At 39.7% G+C, this 17,116-nt stretch carries 13 protein-coding genes; 7 read left to right on the forward strand and 6 right to left on the reverse strand.

Annotation, left to right across the window (positions count from 1 at the left end):
• Positions 1–4: 4 nt before the first annotated feature.
• The 6 genes from H9565_RS04575 (at position 5) to H9565_RS04600 (ending at position 9,979) form a co-directional block, all read left to right on the forward strand.
• Positions 5–514: a peroxiredoxin-like family protein gene (locus H9565_RS04575; protein WP_215438003.1), complete on the forward strand. Its 510-nt coding sequence runs from the start codon at positions 5–7 to the stop codon at positions 512–514.
• A 167-nt stretch (positions 515–681) separates the two neighbouring features.
• The gene (locus H9565_RS04580) at positions 682–1,131 is read left to right on the forward strand and encodes a hypothetical protein (protein WP_215438004.1); all 450 of its coding nucleotides are present in this window, start codon (positions 682–684) and stop codon (positions 1,129–1,131) included.
• Complete coding sequence (locus H9565_RS04585; RefSeq protein ID WP_215438005.1) at positions 1,128–1,883, forward strand: alpha/beta fold hydrolase; 756 nt, start codon at positions 1,128–1,130, stop codon at positions 1,881–1,883. The genes H9565_RS04580 and H9565_RS04585 overlap by 4 nt, the downstream gene beginning before the upstream one ends.
• A gap of 135 nt (positions 1,884–2,018) precedes the next feature.
• The gene (locus H9565_RS04590; protein ID WP_215438006.1) at positions 2,019–7,019 is read left to right on the forward strand and encodes a translocation/assembly module TamB domain-containing protein; all 5,001 of its coding nucleotides are present in this window, start codon (positions 2,019–2,021) and stop codon (positions 7,017–7,019) included.
• Between the two features lies 1 nt (position 7,020).
• Entirely contained in the window at positions 7,021–9,342 is a 2,322-nt protein-coding gene (gene tamL, locus H9565_RS04595) for a translocation and assembly module lipoprotein TamL (protein WP_215438007.1), read from the forward strand.
• A 199-nt stretch (positions 9,343–9,541) separates the two neighbouring features.
• Positions 9,542–9,979, forward strand: a complete 438-nt coding sequence (locus tag H9565_RS04600) for a BLUF domain-containing protein (protein WP_215438008.1) — start codon at positions 9,542–9,544, stop codon at positions 9,977–9,979.
• Between the two features lie 68 nt (positions 9,980–10,047).
• On the opposite strand, the gene H9565_RS04605 is transcribed toward H9565_RS04600, so the two are convergent.
• On the reverse strand, positions 10,048–10,548 hold the full coding sequence (locus H9565_RS04605) for a Dps family protein (protein WP_215438009.1): 501 nt from the start codon (positions 10,546–10,548) through the stop codon (positions 10,048–10,050).
• Between the two features lie 226 nt (positions 10,549–10,774).
• Between H9565_RS04605 and H9565_RS04610 the strand changes: the two genes are divergently transcribed.
• A complete protein-coding gene (locus H9565_RS04610) occupies positions 10,775–11,269 on the forward strand; it encodes a YciE/YciF ferroxidase family protein (RefSeq protein ID WP_215438010.1) in 495 nt (164 codons plus the stop codon).
• Between the two features lie 220 nt (positions 11,270–11,489).
• On the opposite strand, the gene H9565_RS04615 is transcribed toward H9565_RS04610, so the two are convergent.
• The 5 genes from H9565_RS04615 to H9565_RS04635 all read right to left on the reverse strand — a co-directional run bounded on the left by H9565_RS04615 (position 11,490) and on the right by H9565_RS04635 (position 16,953).
• Positions 11,490–12,518: a helix-turn-helix domain-containing protein gene (locus H9565_RS04615; RefSeq protein WP_215438011.1), complete on the reverse strand. Its 1,029-nt coding sequence runs from the start codon at positions 12,516–12,518 to the stop codon at positions 11,490–11,492.
• Between the two features lie 53 nt (positions 12,519–12,571).
• Positions 12,572–12,718, reverse strand: coding sequence for a hypothetical protein (locus H9565_RS04620; RefSeq protein WP_215438012.1), 147 nt, complete (start codon positions 12,716–12,718; stop codon positions 12,572–12,574).
• Between the two features lie 216 nt (positions 12,719–12,934).
• Entirely contained in the window at positions 12,935–15,931 is a 2,997-nt protein-coding gene (locus H9565_RS04625; protein ID WP_246560290.1) for a PAS domain-containing protein, read from the reverse strand.
• A gap of 5 nt (positions 15,932–15,936) precedes the next feature.
• Entirely contained in the window at positions 15,937–16,383 is a 447-nt protein-coding gene (locus H9565_RS04630) for a response regulator (RefSeq protein ID WP_215438013.1), read from the reverse strand.
• Positions 16,384–16,392: 9 nt separating this feature from the next.
• Complete coding sequence (locus tag H9565_RS04635) at positions 16,393–16,953, reverse strand: helix-turn-helix domain-containing protein (protein ID WP_215438014.1); 561 nt, start codon at positions 16,951–16,953, stop codon at positions 16,393–16,395.
• Between the last annotated feature and the right edge of the window lie 163 nt (positions 16,954–17,116).

Here is a 17,116-nt window from a genome sequence, read left to right on the forward strand (position 1 = left end):
AAAGATGATAAAGCCAAAAACAGAAGTACCTAAAATAGAGCTCCCTCTAATTAACGATACCCGATGGAATTTAGCCACGCAGAATAGCGAGACCTTTACTGTTCTTGTTTTTTACAGGGGGTTACATTGTCCTATTTGTAAAAATTATTTAGAAGACCTGGCCAAAAAGTTAAAGGACTTTACGGATAGGGGCGCACATGTAGTGGCCATTAGTAGTGATACGGAGGAGCGGGCCAAGAAAGCCGGCGAGGAATGGGATGTTCCCGAACTGCCCATTGCCTACGGATTATCTATTGAAGAGGCTAGAAATTGGGGGTTGTTCGTTTCAGAGGGAATTAAAGATTCCGAACCGGATACGTTCTCAGAACCAGGGGTTTTTCTGGTAAGACCGGATAATACCTTGTATGCAAGTGCTATTCAGACTATGCCTTTTGCACGCCCCAATTGGAAAGATATCTTAAATGCCATAGACTATATAGAAAAGAACGATTACCCAGCTAGAGGGGGTGAGTAATTCATTTCTCGATGCTGTCTCCAAGTGATGGGTTAAGTGGTCTTTAAACAATAATAGGTTGACCTTAATGCAAGTCCTATTCGGAGAGATAAAAAGTATTTCGTAAATTTAAGAGAGGAGGCCCTTCTCCTTTTAAAAACAATCTACGAACTTAAATGAATAGGATTATGGAGTTGAATTATAAAATTTATCGGAAAGTAAAAATCTACTTTAACAAAATCTGTGGAGCAATTCCCAATCTGACACTTTTAAAAGAGCGGTCCGAATTAACTTTTGGAGGCTCCTTGGTCGCATCTCGAATTGAAGAAATGCAGTTGGTACAGGCACAACTGGTGAATTTCTTCATGAATCCGGATTTGATCGTGCCTTTTGTACCGTCTTCACGCTGTACCGCATTATCTACTTGGTATGGAAACAATACTTTGCAGTCCTGTGGGGATTTGGGAACTTTTCAAGCTATGCTCATAGAAGAGGATGATAAGGTGTTGGAAGAAGCGAACTATATGATTGCGGACCCACTATTACCTTCTAAACTTCAGGTTTTGCTTAAAAAACATAGAAAGAGATTAAAGAATATCAGGATTAATAAAGAGAGCCTGAACGAATTAGAAAGATGAAAGAATATACAGGATTGCGGTATGAAAAAATAGGCCATGGAAAGAAAACCATTGTCTTTGTGCATTACTTTGGAGGTGATGCCGGAAGTTGGAAATGGTTGGCCAAAAGGTTACGAAAAAAGTATACCTGTATCATGCTCAATCTGCCGGGTTTTGGAGGTACAAGGCCGCTTGCCGAACCTTCCATTTATGGTATGGCGCAATATATAAACGTGATTATTGATGAGTTAAAACTAAAGGATTACATTCTTTGCGGTCATTCTATGGGCGCCAAATTGATACTCTATGCCGCACAGATAAAAAATACGAACTTACCTCAGAAACTAATGTTGATTGCGCCTTCGCCACCCACTGTAGAACGCATGGAAGACCAAGAGCGCAAACGGATGTTGAACCATCCGGACAGGGCCGAAGCGGCCAACACGGTACATGGGGCTACCCAAAAGAAAATGGGTAAAAAGAGATTGTTGTATGCGGTCAATTCCCAATTGCAGATTGAAGAATCTACTTGGAAATGGTGGTTGAACGTGGGGATGAAAAATAATATTGCAGATCGGATAAAAGGGCTTGATATTCCCACAGATGTAATTTTCTCCAATGACGACCCCGTGATTTCTACAGAAGCCATTTATGAAGAAGTGTTGCCAAATCTTAGTAATCCTTCTGCGGTAGCTTTGAGCAGGGTAGGGCATTTAATTCCTATGGAAATGCCAAGAAAACTTGCCCGTATCATTAAAAAACTTAATACATAGATTCCCGTCAAACCGTCCTAAAATATACGTTTGCAAGAGTCAATATGAGATATCGTTCGTATTTAAAGCAAATAAGTTAATTTATGATTGTTAAAAGCGTACAATTCATGTGCTTATTACTGATCTTTGCCCTTAATGCAAAAGGAGAAAAGAAAAAATAGGTGGCTGCGGCGCTTGGGACGGGTGTTCTTAGTGCTGGCGCTATTGTTTTTTGGTTTGCTACTGTTTATTCGAAGCCAGTGGGGGCAGGATATTATAGTGGGTAAGCTTACCAACTACGTGTCTCAACAGACAAATACAAAAGTTGAGATAGATCGGTTATACTTAACCTTTTCAGGAAATATTTTTTTAGAAGGATTGTATTTGGAAGATACCAAAGGGGATACCTTGGTGTATTCTAAAAATCTGGAGTTGAACTTGCCCCTCTCACCTTTAATTTTCAATAACGAACTTAATTTGAAGTCGGCCACTTGGGAAGGTTTGAACGCTAACATCACAAGAGAGCCGGATTCCGAGGACTTCAATTTCAATTTTTTAATCGATGCTTTTGCCGCGAAAGATACCACTACCGTTACCACGGAAAGTGAACCCATGCAGATAACCGTTGGGGAACTTGATTTTAAAGATTTTAAGTTGGTCTATAATGACCAATTTTTGGGAATAGACAGTCGCATTAAATTAGGCGGATTGGTGCTAGACGCAGATGAAACGGATTTGGAACAGTTGCGATTTGAATTGGATGAACTGAAATTATCCAACACGGATATTTTCTACAAACAGACCAAACCCTTTGTTTCCGAAGATACTACGGAAACCACTTTGCCATACTTTGCTGTAGACCTGCTGCAACTACAAAACGTAAAAGCCAACTATAGCTCCGTTCCGGATTCCATTAACGCAAAACTTGATGTTCGGGATTTTGAGCTAGAACTGCCCAAAGCCAACCTGGCATCCAATGAGATAGAAGTAGATAGGATTTCGCTGCAGCGCTCGGCCATTTCGCTCCAGCTTCCGGCAGCTTCAAAAACTATAGATTCTACCGTTACGACCAATGGCGCTACAGGTTTTGAATGGCCTAAATTTTTAGTGCAGGTAGATGAAATTGATTTACAGGAAAATTCTATTACCTACACCATGGGTACGGCCCAGCCGGAAAAAGGCAAATTCAACCCTAATGCCATTTCACTTTCTAATTTTAAACTTCAAGCGGAAGAGGTAAAATACCGTCCGCAAGAAGTGGCTATGCAATTAAACGCACTTTCTTTTGATGAACAGAGCGGTATGACATTGCAAAAACTGAACTTTAATGCCAGGATTGATGATAGCAGTGCTGCTTTGGAGGACCTACAATTTACGGTTAACAACAGTTCTTTGGCAGGGCAAATGACTTTGAAATATTCGTCTATAGAAACCGTGTTGGATGCCCCGGAAGGTACGCGGGTAGATTTAAATCTTCAAGATATAGATGTGGATGTACAGGATGCATTCACCTTACAACCGGAATTGGCGGATAATGCCTATATGGTCTCCGCTGCGGAACATCCCCTGCAAGGTGGAATTTCAGCAGAAGGTACGTTGCAAAAAATCGATATAAAAAATATGCAGCTCAATTGGGGACAAACCACCCAATTTTCTGCACAGGGAAGCTTGCAAAACATCACCCAACCGGATTCGCTTTATTTTGATTTCAGAACTATTTCGCTCAATACCGTAAAAGAGGATGTGGCAAAATTTGTTTCGGAAAAAGAATTAGGAATTTCACTGCCTAAAACCATTGCGCTAAATGCCCAAGCTAGTGGAAAAGTGAACGACCTTACCGCACAAGCACAATTAAAGATTCCAGAAGGTACTATTGCCGCCAAAGGCGCTTACCAAGATGGGCAAGAGATGTATTTTGATGGGAACCTAAAAGTAGATAGCCTACAACTGAATACGCTGTTGAACAACCCACAACTGGGTGCCGTTTCATTTACTATGGATGTTTCCGGTGGGGGGAAAACGAACAATCTGGATGCAAAACTCAAAACGGATTTCACTCAATTGACTTTCAGTAATTACGATTTTTCGGCATTGAAGTTGGAAGGTGAGATGAAAAACGGGAAAGGAGCGTTAGACCTTGCTTTTAAGGATAAAAACTTGAATCTTTTGGCAAAGACCCAAGTGGTTCTGGACTCGGTAAACTCACAGTTAGATTTAGACCTTAATGTCATTGGGGCCGATTTGTATGCACTAGGGGTAACCAAAGAGAACATAAAAGCGGGGCTTCAACTTAACGGAAAATTCTCGGGTAATGCCGAAGCTTACAACATAGATGCCCAAATAGAAAACGGCGTGGCGGTCTATGACAATGAGCAGTATCAAATGGGGCCTGTCAACCTAAAATCGTATATAGATAATACCAACACCAACGTCTCGGTAACTAGTGATTTTTTGGTGGCCAGTCTAAAATCCAACGCTAGTCCACAAGGCTTGAACAATGCGCTAACACGGCAATTTGAAAACTATTTTAAAAACGGACAGGACAGTGTGGCCGTAAGGGATTCCGTGCGATTGAAAATGAATTTAAAGCTGTCTCCAACGCCATTCCTGACCGAGGTGTTTTTACGGGACGTTGACCGTTTGGATTCGGTTTTGATAGATGCTGATTTTGATGCTACTACACGAAAATTAAACGCAAACGTACATGTGCCTTCCGTGGCCTATCAAGGAAGTTCTGTAGATAGTTTATATGCTAGAGTAACGGGGAATGCGACCAATTTGGATTTTACGGCCGGTTTTGCCGGTCTCGTATCGGAACCGGTTCTTATAAAACGAACTTTTATTGAAGGTAATCTAAAAAACAAAAAACTGTTCATGGATTTTATTGCCATGGATGATAGTGAGGCTGTCGCACATATTTCTTCGCAACTCACCCTTTCAAAAGATACCACGCGCATTCATATAGATCCGTCCAATTTGGTTCTGAACAAGAAAAAATGGTCAGTTCCAGCGGACAATCAGATTCGTGTTGGCCCAGATGTATTACAGTTCAATAACATGAAATTTACCCGGAACGACCAATCTCTAACGCTTAGTGATCAGTTGCCCGGTCAAGAGAAGGAGCATATAGGTATTGTGTTCGATAATTTTAGGTTGCAGACTTTTCTGAGTCTTTTAAATCCGGATGAAACTTTGGCTTCCGGTCTAGTAAAAGGAGATTTGATCATTGAGAACCCTTTTGGCGCAACGGGGCTTGTGGCCGATTTTAAGATCAATGCTTTGGAGGCTCTTGAGAATCCTTTGGGCAATTTAAGCTTAAAGGCAAATTCCACGGGAAATGCCGCTTACGATTTTAACCTTGCCTTAAAAGATGGTGGTGCAGACCTTGATTTAATTGGAGACTACGCGGCTTCGGAGAATGGGGCGCAACTGAACCTAGATTTGGATTTAAACCGAGTAGAGCTACAAACCTTGGAAGCGTTTACGCAGGGAGCCATTAAAGATTCGCATGGGGCCTTGTCAGGAAAAATAAATGTCTCGGGAACCACTGCCGCTCCGGAATACGATGGAACCCTAGATTTTACGAAAGTTGATTTTAACGTGGCCGCATTAAATTCCGTTTTTAAGATTGCAGATGAACAATTGAAATTGGATACGGAGGGCGTTTATTTTGATGCGTTTCAGATAGCGGATGCAGATGGCAGCGATTTTACGATACAAGGTGCCGTGCTTACCGAAGAACTGTTGAACCCTTCTTTTGATTTACAGCTGGATGCAGAGAATTTTAGAGTGCTGAACTCCACAAAAGAGGATAATGAACTGTATTATGGAGTCGCTAGTTTGGATGCCGATATAAAGGTGGAGGGTGATTTGGAGTTGCCCAAAGTAAGTGGCAAACTACGTATTCGAAAAATTACAGATATCACCTATGTGGTACCCGAATCGCAATTGGATGTTGAGGAACGGGATGGGGTGGTACTCTTTGTAAACCGTGAAAATCCGGATGCTATCTTAACTCGTAACGATCAGGAAGAAACCCCGTCCTTTTTTCAGGGAATGGATGTCCGAACGGTTTTAGAAATTGCCGAGGATGCCGATTTTCATGTGATTATAGACGAACGTACGGGAGATAATCTTGAAGTCTCTGGAGATGCGGCGCTGAACTTGAATATTGAACCTAACGGGAGAATCAATCTTTCGGGCAGGTACGAGCTGAAATCCGGACATTATGAGACCAATCTTTATAATTTGGTAAAGCGAAGGTTTGAAATAAATCCGGGGAGTACCATTACCTGGCAAGGAGACCCTACCGATGCAAAACTTGATGTTACTGCGGTGTACAGCGTAGAAACCTCGGCGGAGCCTTTAATGTCTTCGGTAGTCTCAAGTGAAGACGTTAGTGTAAGTTCAAAATATCAAGAGGTATTGCCTTTTCTGGTCTATCTGAACGTAGACGGAGAACTGCTGCAACCCGATCTATCCTTTGGCCTGGATATGCCCGAAGATGAGCAAGGTGCTTTGAGCGGTGCCGTATATGGGCGTGTACAACAACTGAACGGTCAAGAGGCGGAACTTAACAAACAAGTGTTTTCATTGCTGGCGCTCAATAGGTTTTATCCTGATTCAGGTAGTGATGGAAGTTCTGGGGGAACGGCCGCCATTGCTAGGGATAATGTTAACAAGGTATTGTCGGGTGAGCTTAATGCGTTTTCGGATAAGGTGTTCGGCAATACAGGGGTTGAGGTAGATTTTGACTTGGATAGCTTTACTGATTATCAAGGGGACAGTCCTCAAGACCGGACGCAACTCAATATAAACGCAAAGAAAAAATTGTTTGATGACCGCTTGGTGGTAACTGCAGGTAGCGCGGTAGATGTGGAGGGGAGTGCGCAGTCCGGACAGGAACAGACGCCCATAATTGGTAATGTGAGTTTGGAATATTTGCTCACCAAAGACGGAAGGTACCGTTTGCGCGGTTTTCGAAAAAGTGAGTATGAGAATATTATTGACGGTCAGTTGATCGTAACCGGAATGGCCGTTATTTTTAATAGGGAGTTTAATAAGTTCAGTCAGCTGTTCAATCCCTTAAAAGATAACGTTGAAGAGAAGGAAAAGAAAGCCAAATCCGATAAAGAAGAACAAAAAGGGGAACAATAATATGAAATTGAGCACCATACCTTTTTTACGCATTTGTATACTGTTTTGCTTGGCAATCCCGTACGGATGTAGCGTGGGTAAATATATACCCGAAGACGAAACCTTGTTCACTGGGGCGGAAATTACGGTGGATTCAGAAGAGGAAAAGCGCGCGTTAAAACTCGTTGAGCAAGAGTTGAATACCTTGATTAGGCCAGCGGCCAATTCTACAGTTTTGGGAATGCGTCTTGGGCTGTATTATCATTACAAAGCGCAACGGGAAAAACCCGGTTTTTTAAATAAATGGTTGAACAAAAAATTTGGGGAAGAGCCGGTGTACCTCAGTGATGTAAATACGCAGCGTATTGAAGAGCTTATGCTCAACAGGTTGGATAACCGTGGCTTTTTCTACAGCAAGGTTTCCACGGAAATAGACAGTACCAAAAAATACGCTTCGGTGAATTATACGGCGCAACTGCCTAAGCCCTATACCCTGGAGCAGTGGAAAATAGATAAGGATAGTCTGCCCATTTATAGCGAGATAGAACAGGCCATGGCCAACACCCAACTAAAGGCAGGAGAACGTTTTGATTTGGAACTTTTAAAATATGAACGTGAACGGATTGATGGACATCTAAAGAACCGAGGGTATTATAACTTTAATCCCGATTTCCTCATTTTTGAGGCCGATACCAATCGCTATGAGAATAGAAAGTTCGATTTATTTCTACGATTGAAAAAGGGTACACCGGAGAAGTCTATTATTCCGTATACCATTGATTCCATTGCAGTATACCCCAATTATTCCATTGAAAATGATAGCTTACCACAAGCTTCGGAAATAACGGAGGAAAACGGTATTCAGTTTATACAGGACGAAGAGTTCTTTAAACCCAAACGCTTGGAACCTTATATCCTTTTTGAAAAAGGGCAAAAATACAATTCCGAAACGGCGCGCCTTACCAGTAACCGGTTAGCGGCCTTAGGTAGTTATAAATTCGTGAATATTAGGTTTAACGAAATGGATACGTCATCGGTAGATAACAAAGGACTGCTTAATGCGGATATCTTTTTATCGCCTTTAACCAAAAGGTCCATTAGAACGGAACTTCAGGCAGTGACTAAATCCAATGGTTTTGCCGGTCCGGGAATAGCGGTAACCTATAACAACCGGAATGTCTTTAATGGGGGAGAAACCTTTAGTTTAACGGGCAATTTTGCTTATGAGACACAACTGTCCGGAGGTGATAATGCAGGCTTAACAAGTATAGCCGGAGGATTAAAGGCAAATTTGCTGTTGCCAAGATTGGTGCCTTTCTCGCCCAGCAGGTTTAATTATGCCGTTCCCAAGACCAAAATAAGTTTGGGCGGTGATATTCTTAAACGGAGCAAACTTTATACGCTAACCTCTTTTAACGGTTCTTTTGGGTACACTTGGAATGCGAATAAGTTTGTGTATCATGAGCTAAATCCCATAAGTATAACCTATGTAAACCTTACCGATACCACAGAGGAATTCGAGGAAATCCTAGCCAACAATTCGTATTTGAGCAGCAGTTTTGAACAGCAATTTATAGCGGGCCTAAATTATACGTTTACTTATAACGAGCTGGTAGATGAAAATAAGGACCGCCCCATCTATGCGTCCACAACGCTGGATGTAGCGGGGAACACCTTGAGTTTGTTGAACGGAGGAAAGAGCACGGCATTTGGTTTGGAATATGCACAGTACGCCAAAGCGGATATAGATTTCAGGTATTATTTAAAGTGGGGAAAGGAAAACGCGGTGGTCAGCAGGTTGTATGCCGGTTGGGGAATTCCGTATGGTAATTCATCTACCTTACCTTTTGTAAAACAATTCTATTCCGGAGGCCCTTACAGTGTTAGGGCATTTCAGATACGGTCTTTAGGACCCGGTACGTTCCGTAGTGACGAGGATAGTACCAGCTCCTTCTTTGATCAGTCCGGAAATCTTAAGTTGGAAGCAAACCTAGAATACAGGTTTCCTATATGGTCCTATCTTAAAGGGGCACTTTTTGTAGATGCGGGTAATGTATGGTTGACAAATGAGGCTGAAGCCGGCGAGGGAGAATCGGAAGAAAGTATAGCTTTTAATCGGCAATTAACTACAGAAGGCAAGTTTGGTTCGGATTGGATAAGAGAATTGGGTATTGGGGTAGGTTTTGGACTTCGCGTAGATATTCAAAGTTTTGTCATAAGGTTTGATTTTGCTTCCCCTTTACAAGTGCCATACTTACCGGAAGGCGAGCGCATACGGACTCCGTTTATAGACGGAGGAAGCGGAAATGTTATTTTTAATTTTGCTATTGGTTACCCTTTTTAAAATTTATTTGAGGGTACATTTCTTAGCTTTAAGAGGATAAAGAGGTGTTTAGTGCTCAATTGTGATACTTTTGCTATCTTAACATTATCTGAAGCGAGGCATTCAACTAAAGTGAAGGCTTGAGAATAGGATAAAGTATTTAGAATTTATATTGTGTTGTGAAGGTTTCACGGGCAAACTAAACATCCCCATTCTATTGATGTATACACTTACTTACGAATCAAAAGCGATAAAAGAGCTTACGAACGCAGATATCGAGACTATTTTGGAGACGGCCCGTAATTTTAATGGGGCTAATAATATTACCGGTTGCCTAATATTTTACAAAAGACGTTTTATTCAAATTTTAGAAGGAGAGAAAGAGAAGGTACAATCACTTTTTGAGAATATAAAGAAAGACAAACGACACACGAATGTATATCAGTTGTCCGAAGATGAGGTTATAGAACGTAATTTTCCCAATTGGGGCATGGTCTACTATCCCATAGATGAGAATGACCTGAACAAAAATGAATACGAACAGTTCAAAAGAAACTTGTTGCTATTGGCCGATTTAACGGTGCATTCCAACAAAACTGCTATTCTTTTTTGGAAGCGTATGAAATTGCTCGTTACTGCACCCCCAGATGAAATCTAGAGGTATTAAATTAAAGACAAAAAAAACGGCGATATCTATCGCCGTTTTTTTTGTCTTTAAACTTACTATTAATCAAATTGCTTAAGAGATGCTCTTAACATCCAAGCCATTTGTTCGTGTGCCTGTAAGATACCGGTAATAAAATCTGCAGTACCTTCATCATTATGAGCTTCGGCATTTTCGCCAATACTTTCTCTTATAAATTTGATGACTTTGTCATGGTCTTTTAGCAAGACCGTCATAAAGCTAGCGCTATCGGTTTGGTCTGGGTTGTTTTCCTCCAAATGGGACAACTCTAAAAACTCTTTTAGAGTACCCGGGGAATAGAACCCGAGCATACGGATACGTTCTGCTACTTCATCAATAAATTTTTCCAATTTGCCATATTCCTCTTCAAAAAATACGTGCTTAGTGTGAAAATCAATTCCCTCTACATTCCAGTGTGCATTACGCGTTTTTGTATAAAGTAAAAACTCATCGGCCAATAATTGGCGAAGCATTTTTACTACAGCTTCACGGTTTGATTTTTTTATACCTATCTCGGTTTTTTGTGCTTCTTGAACTTCCATAATTTTTTCTTTTTTGATTATATATGCAATTTACACCAGAACGGCTGCGTAGGTTGACCGGAAAAGTTTATTAATTACTCCAAAAGGTAAAGGCTAAAATGGGGTAGTTGATTTGATGAATTACAACATTCTTTTTTTGTATTGGGTCAACATTCTGCACTCATGAAGACTACTTTAGTGAGGAAAAAGAAAATAAGGAGTACTAAACTTTGTAAAGAGAAGGAATATGAAGACGTTGAACGATTTATTCGAACATCAATTGAGGGACCTTTACAGTGCGGAAACCCAGTTATTGGCAGCCTTGCCAAATATTGTGGAACATGCAAACGACAAGCGTTTAAAACAGGCTTTTGAGAATCATTTGGAGGAAACAAAAGAGCAAAAGAGTAGAATTGAAAATATCTGCCGCGAATTAAATATTACACCTAGCGGTGAAACCTGCCAAGCAATGAAAGGGCTCATTAACGAAGCCAAGAATTTTATAGACAAGGCCCAGGGTGATGAGTTAATGGATGTAGGTCTTATTGCGGAAATACAACGCGTACAGCATTATGAAATTTCCGGTTACGGAACGGCGGTTAGGTTTGCCAAAGAACTTGGATATAGGGATATTGCCAAAACCTTACAGGAGACGCTTAATGAAGAGTATGACGCGGACAATACTTTGGAGAAACTGGCAGAAACCCGTTTGAACAAAAAGGCCATAGGAGATAACGCTTAGTTACTGTGTTGGTTTAAGAATTAAAGCCCAAGCAAGTGTTTAGACACTTGCTTGGGCTTTTTAATGTACTGTAATAATTGCCAGAAAGTGAAAGGATTAAATCGTACGTTTTAATCGTATATATAACCCGTCATGTTCCAAGTTCATTTAGGGGTATAAAAAAACCGGTATAAACTATACCGGTTTCTTATCAACAACCAAACTATTCCTGTAAGTTATATTATGCAGAAGCTGCCATTACGTTCTGCTTATCTTTATACTGCTTTGGGCTACAGTTGTATTTGTTTCTGAATATTTTGGAGAAGTAGCTACGGCTTGTAAATCCAATGCTATATACTACTTCGGATATATTTAAATCTGTGTTTTTAATAAGTTCTTCGGCTTTTGCAATACGTACCTCACGGATATAATCCGTAACGGTTGTACCATGCATCAACTTAAAGCCTTCTTGTAATTTACAAGGAGAAAGACCTGATTTACGACAAAGTTCAGAGATGGATAATTGTCTTTCAGGATAGTTGTGTACGAAGTCCGAAATATCCTTTACAGCCTCCATTTCTCTTGTGTTAAGGCTTCCTGTCTGGTTTTCTCTGTTCTTAAGGTCGTCTGTATGTTGTTGAACCTCTAAGGCCAAAATCATATGTACCAATCCTTCTATCAAAAGGCTTCTTACGATACCTTCTTGCTTGATAGCTTTTAACTGAGCAATCTGATCAGCGATTTTTAAGTTATACGAACCTATGTAGATGGTATTTTGAGCAGGCTTACCTTTCAACATAAGCTCCTGTAGTCTGTAGTTCAAACCGTTCTTTTTAGCGGTCTCGTTACTTGCTACCGTTCTTACTACTATAAGAGATGTTTTTACCCGTACATCTTTTTGAAAATATAGAACGTTGCTTGCATTGCTCTCATTGGTAAGGATACCTGTTTGAAAGTTTTCTAAAACGTTCTTTTTGGTTTCGTCATTAAAGCTGTGTGCAATTCTACCTCCGGAGCAATAAGCGAAACAAATAGGTGCGTTTTCTTCACAACCTGTTCTTATGGTGAAGTCTTTGAAGAATTCCATATCAAATTCCAAATAAGAAATTCCACCTTTAAAGGTAATTCCTCTAATATGTCCTCTACCTAATTCGTTGTCTAAAGTTAAAATGTGTTCTTTAACATTCACGTCCAATGACCCACCAAAATTTTGGTGTAGTTGTTGAAACATATTCTTAATTGCTGCAGATGATAAGTTAATAGTTGTCATAGTGTTCTTTTTAAGGTTGTTAATTTCTTTACGCCAAGGATGTAACCAAGTGGTTATCCTTTTCTCTGTTGTTGACCGCTTTGGGCCATTCCTACTGTAAAGCTTTCTGGATTCATACTATGAGAAGGACTCTCATTAATAGGTCTTACACGACCGACTCTTGCCAGCTGCTCAGATACTTTTTCTATTAGATTTTTCATAGATACCAGATTAATTATTTGTTCTGGTACAAAGATCATGGAGAAGCCCTCATTTTCTCTTACACAATTTTCGCTTTGTGTTATAGAATTGTGGGTTTTGAGCTAAAAAGCGATTAAAAAGTCCTTAAAATGGGGTGAAATAGAGCAAAACAAAGTTTGTTCTAGCTTTGTATGCTAAAATTGTATAACTCTAAGAAGGTCTTTCTAAAAGTTGAATTAAGCTGGTAAATAGAAGATGAAGGCAGAACCTTTGCCCAGTTCACTAGTGGCATAAATGAAACCGTGATGGTTTTCTACAATCTTTTTACAAATAGCTAAACCTATACCTGTACCTGAATATTCTGATTTTTGGTGTAAGCGTTGAAATACCTCAAATATTTTATCGGAGTACTCCGTTGAAAAACCAATGCCATTATCTATAATAGTAATCTTATAATAGGTATTGGCCGTTTTGAAGAAGTCTTCGGGAATTTGCTTGCCATGTACCTTTTCTGCTTGAATGGTAACGGAAGGTGTTGCATCCGCTACTTTATACTTTAATGCGTTTCCAATTAAGTTGTTGAACAGTTGCTCTAGCTGGTAAGATACCCCGCGGAGTGTAGGGAGGTCTTCACTCTTTATAATAGCACCCGTGTTCTCAATGCTTGAAGAGAGGTCCTCTTTAACCTTTAATAGTACCTGATTCAAATCTATGAGCTCAAAATCTTCATGTTTGGAATCGATTCTAGAATAAGTGAGCAGGTTCAATACCAATGCCTGCATACGGGAGGCGGCATTAACGACCTTTTGAAAATAGACCCGGCCTTTATCCGATAGGTTTTCGGTCTCCGTACTCTCCAATCGGGAGATGAACATTTGGGTCTTTCTAAGCGGTTCCTGTAAATCATGACTGGCCACCCGGTTAAAAGATTCCAGTTCTGCGTTACTTTGTTGTAGTTCCAAGTTACTGGCCCGTAATTTTTCCTCCGCCGCAATACTCAATGAGATATCCTGTGCCACCCCGGACATGATTTGTTTATTGTCTTTCTGAATAAACTGACCATTTACTTTGAGGTGCTTAACTTCTCCTGTTTTGGTAATGATACGGTAGCGGTGTTCATTAACGCTCAGCTCATGGGTAGATTTTTCAATGCTTTGCTGGTAGGTCTTTAAATCTTCCGGGTGAACAAATTCACCAAATTTCTTCAAAGAGGATTCAAATCCTTTGGGTTCAAAGCCTAACATGCGATAAAAATTATCTGAAAGTTCAATCATATCCGTACCCACGTACCAGATGAAACTTCCAATTTTAGCCAATCGTTCCGCATCTGTAAGAATAGAGTTTTGTATGGATAGTTCTTGATTGAGTTCTATAACGCGATCGGAATTCTGCTTTTCTTCGGTAACGTCTACTACAACGCCCACGGAAGCTCTTCTGCCATTACGAATAAGCGCGCGCCCATTAAGTTCTATATATTTTACATCTCCTTGTTTAGTTATAATGCGGTATCCGTTTACTTTTGATTTACCAAATTCAACTGTTTCGGCACCTAAGAGGTCATAAGCTTCTAGATCTTCTGGATGAACAAATTTGCGGTAGCTTTCAAAAGTTATTTTAATCGCATTGGGCTCGTACCCTAAAATCCTATAAAAATTATCGGAAATTGTAGCTTCGCCATTATCCAAGTACCAAATATAGCTGCCTATGTTAGCTACGTTTTCCGCATCAATAAAAATGGAGTTCTGAGTCTCTAATTGCGTATTGAGCTGTACGAGTTGTTCGGTCCTTTCTTTTTCTTCCGTTATTTCCCTAGAAGTGAGTGTAACACCGTCTCCTAATTTTACGGCTCGGGCACTGAACCATTTGGGCATGCCATCTACTTCATAAGGAACTTCGTAAGATTTGGGTTTGCCTGTTTGAACCACATCTTTTAAATAACCGAAAATTTCGGTTTCAAAAATTACAGGAAAAACTTCGGATACGTTTTTGTTGATTATTTCCTCTGGAAGGTCTCCCGTAATAGGTGTAATCTTATCGTTAATGAATAAAATTTTAAAGTCTGAGATATTACCTTTTTTATCCCTAATGGCCTCAAAATTCATAATGGTATGCGGAATGCTTTTAAAGATGTTGTTCAAAAAAGCACGGTTGTCCAGTAATTTAAGATTTTGGTCCTCTAGTCGCTGGTTAAGGAATAGTTGTTCTTCTTTGGCTTTTTCTTCTGCCGTAGAATTTCGTGCGGTTACCATAATTCCTTCTGCTAAAGGCGTTACGAGCGATTTGAACCATAATTTTTCGCCTTCTACGGAAATTTGTCGGTCAAAACTTATTTTTTCCTTTTGTTCAAAACAGTTCACCAATTGTTCAAATTCTCCGTTCAGCATTAAAAATGGAAATACATTGGATATAGGTTGCCCGGTTATTTCATCGGGGTCTAGCCCTAGATAGTCACGATTACATTCATTGGCAAATACAATCTTAAAGTCTATAATTTCCCCCTTATTCCTATCGTAAATGGGTTCGTAATAGTTTACAATGTTATCCGTAGTGGCGAGCACACTTCTGAGAAAATTTTCTGAACTACGAATTCTTAATTTGTTCCTGTATATCTTTAAAAAGGCAAGTACAAAGACAAGAAGGGCAAAAAAAGCAAGTAGTAGAGAGGTAAGGGGGGCAAGGTACTTATTGGATTCGTATTCTTCCCTGGTCTTTTTGATAGATAGGCGCTCTTCCGCCAGCATTTGGTTTCTGATGTTCCTAATACGGTAGAGCGTAAAATTAATATCGCTTTTCTTTTCGTTTTCGGATTCATTAAGAACGATTGAGTCCTGATCAGGGTGGTCTCCAAGAATTTTGAGTTCTTCGTGTAAAGAATCCAATAATGCTTGCATTGGCGCCAAACGAATTTGCTGTGAGGTATTATCACGCGTAAGGTCCTTAAGCGTCTTTAATATAGTTTCTCCCTCTTTTACATAATCGTCAAAAATGGTGTTATTTCCTTCTGACCTTTGGAGTTGGTTCCTGAATTCTTCCGATTCTGCTTGTGTAGAGTGCGCGGATAGCTCGCTAATAGCATTGTTTACTTGCAGCGTATGGGCTACTTTCTCGGCTAGATCTTGCATGCGCATAATCTGGTAATACGCCATGCTTGCCGTGAATAGGATAATTACAAAAGCAACGAACAATAAAACTATGTAGGTCTTGGAAGAGGTATATATTCGTTTAAAATCCATAAGGTCTATATGCGAAATAGAAAGGTGTCTTTGTTAAGGTTAGACGTGTGATACTGCCAATTTAATTGTAAAATCCGCTCTACGGAACTTTGCAATTTAACAAAGTTATTGGGCTTATTAAGATAAATATTTGCTCCATTTAAAAATGTTTCTTCTATATCCTTCTCTGAGGAAGAGGTAGAATAAATGGCGATGCAAAGGTCCTTTAAATTTGAATTTTGTCGTATTTCTTTTAAACACTCCATACCATTTTTTATGGGCATGTTCAAATCCAGAAAAATAAGGTCCGGCAAGACAACACCCGGAGCGGAGAGGTAGTCCATAAGTTCTTGGCCATGATTAAAAAGAGATAATTTGGTCTTAATGCTGATTTCTTCTATAGCTTCACTGAAGAGCATTCTGTCATCATCATCATCATCTGCAAGTGCAATGTTCAGCAATTTAGTGTTCATAGGTAACTATTAGTTGGGGTTAGCGGTATGATTGATTTTCTTCTTCATAATTCTCTGGAAAGTACTCGGGGTAAGTCCAGTTGTCTTTTTAAATTGCCCGGACAAATGTGCTACACTACTATAATTTAGCTGAAAAGCAATTTCCGTAAGTGTCATATCCGTATTACAAATCAGTTCCTTTGCCAAATCTACTTTACGTAAAATAATATAGTTTTCAATAGAAGTATAGGTGCTCTCCGAAAATACGGATGACAAATGTGCATACGAATAGTGGAGACTGTCGGACAAGTAGGTAGAAAATTTTAAGGAACTCAATTCTTTGTTCTTTAAAAAATCGTCTATTGCATTTTTTATGCGCTCAACAAGGGTTATTTTTTGGTCATCCAAAATTTCAATTCCATACCTTCTTAAGGAATTGGTAAGAGATTGTTTCTGGTCTTCAGATAGGTTGCCTTTTATACGTACTTCGCCCAGACTGCCCAGTGTATACGAAATATCATAAGCATCAAGATGTTCTTTTAAAAGCGTCTCACATGCCTTATTAAAATCGTATTTTACAAAGAGTACCATATGCTATTTAGAGCTGTATTTTCCTAAGATGAAAGATATGCGTTTTATTTTTAAAATAAAGCATTGTGAATAGATACGATAGAAAAGTTAAACTAGATTAAAGTTAGGTGTAAAATATTTGTCATTTAGCAGATATGAATGCGTGCTATGTATTTAAAACCAT

Source organism: Zobellia russellii (genome assembly GCF_018728565.1).
GTDB classification, from domain to species: domain Bacteria; phylum Bacteroidota; class Bacteroidia; order Flavobacteriales; family Flavobacteriaceae; genus Zobellia; species Zobellia russellii.

Excerpts from the sequence above, each read along its gene's own strand:
- H9565_RS04575 (WP_215438003.1), top strand. The coding sequence starts at position 5 with ATGATAAAGCCAAAAACAGAAGTACCTAAAATAGAGCTCCCTCTAATT.
- H9565_RS04580 (WP_215438004.1), top strand. The coding sequence starts at position 682 with ATGGAGTTGAATTATAAAATTTATCGGAAAGTAAAAATCTACTTTAAC.
- H9565_RS04585 (WP_215438005.1), top strand. The coding sequence starts at position 1,128 with ATGAAAGAATATACAGGATTGCGGTATGAAAAAATAGGCCATGGAAAG.
- H9565_RS04590 (WP_215438006.1), top strand. The coding sequence starts at position 2,019 with ATGCAAAAGGAGAAAAGAAAAAATAGGTGGCTGCGGCGCTTGGGACGG.
- tamL (WP_215438007.1), top strand. The coding sequence starts at position 7,021 with ATGAAATTGAGCACCATACCTTTTTTACGCATTTGTATACTGTTTTGC.
- H9565_RS04600 (WP_215438008.1), top strand. The coding sequence starts at position 9,542 with ATGTATACACTTACTTACGAATCAAAAGCGATAAAAGAGCTTACGAAC.
- H9565_RS04605 (WP_215438009.1), bottom strand. The coding sequence starts at position 10,548 with ATGGAAGTTCAAGAAGCACAAAAAACCGAGATAGGTATAAAAAAATCA.
- H9565_RS04610 (WP_215438010.1), top strand. The coding sequence starts at position 10,775 with ATGAAGACGTTGAACGATTTATTCGAACATCAATTGAGGGACCTTTAC.
- H9565_RS04615 (WP_215438011.1), bottom strand. The coding sequence starts at position 12,518 with ATGACAACTATTAACTTATCATCTGCAGCAATTAAGAATATGTTTCAA.
- H9565_RS04620 (WP_215438012.1), bottom strand. The coding sequence starts at position 12,718 with ATGAAAAATCTAATAGAAAAAGTATCTGAGCAGCTGGCAAGAGTCGGT.
- H9565_RS04625 (WP_246560290.1), bottom strand. The coding sequence starts at position 15,931 with ATGGATTTTAAACGAATATATACCTCTTCCAAGACCTACATAGTTTTA.
- H9565_RS04630 (WP_215438013.1), bottom strand. The coding sequence starts at position 16,383 with ATGAACACTAAATTGCTGAACATTGCACTTGCAGATGATGATGATGAT.
- H9565_RS04635 (WP_215438014.1), bottom strand. The coding sequence starts at position 16,953 with ATGGTACTCTTTGTAAAATACGATTTTAATAAGGCATGTGAGACGCTT.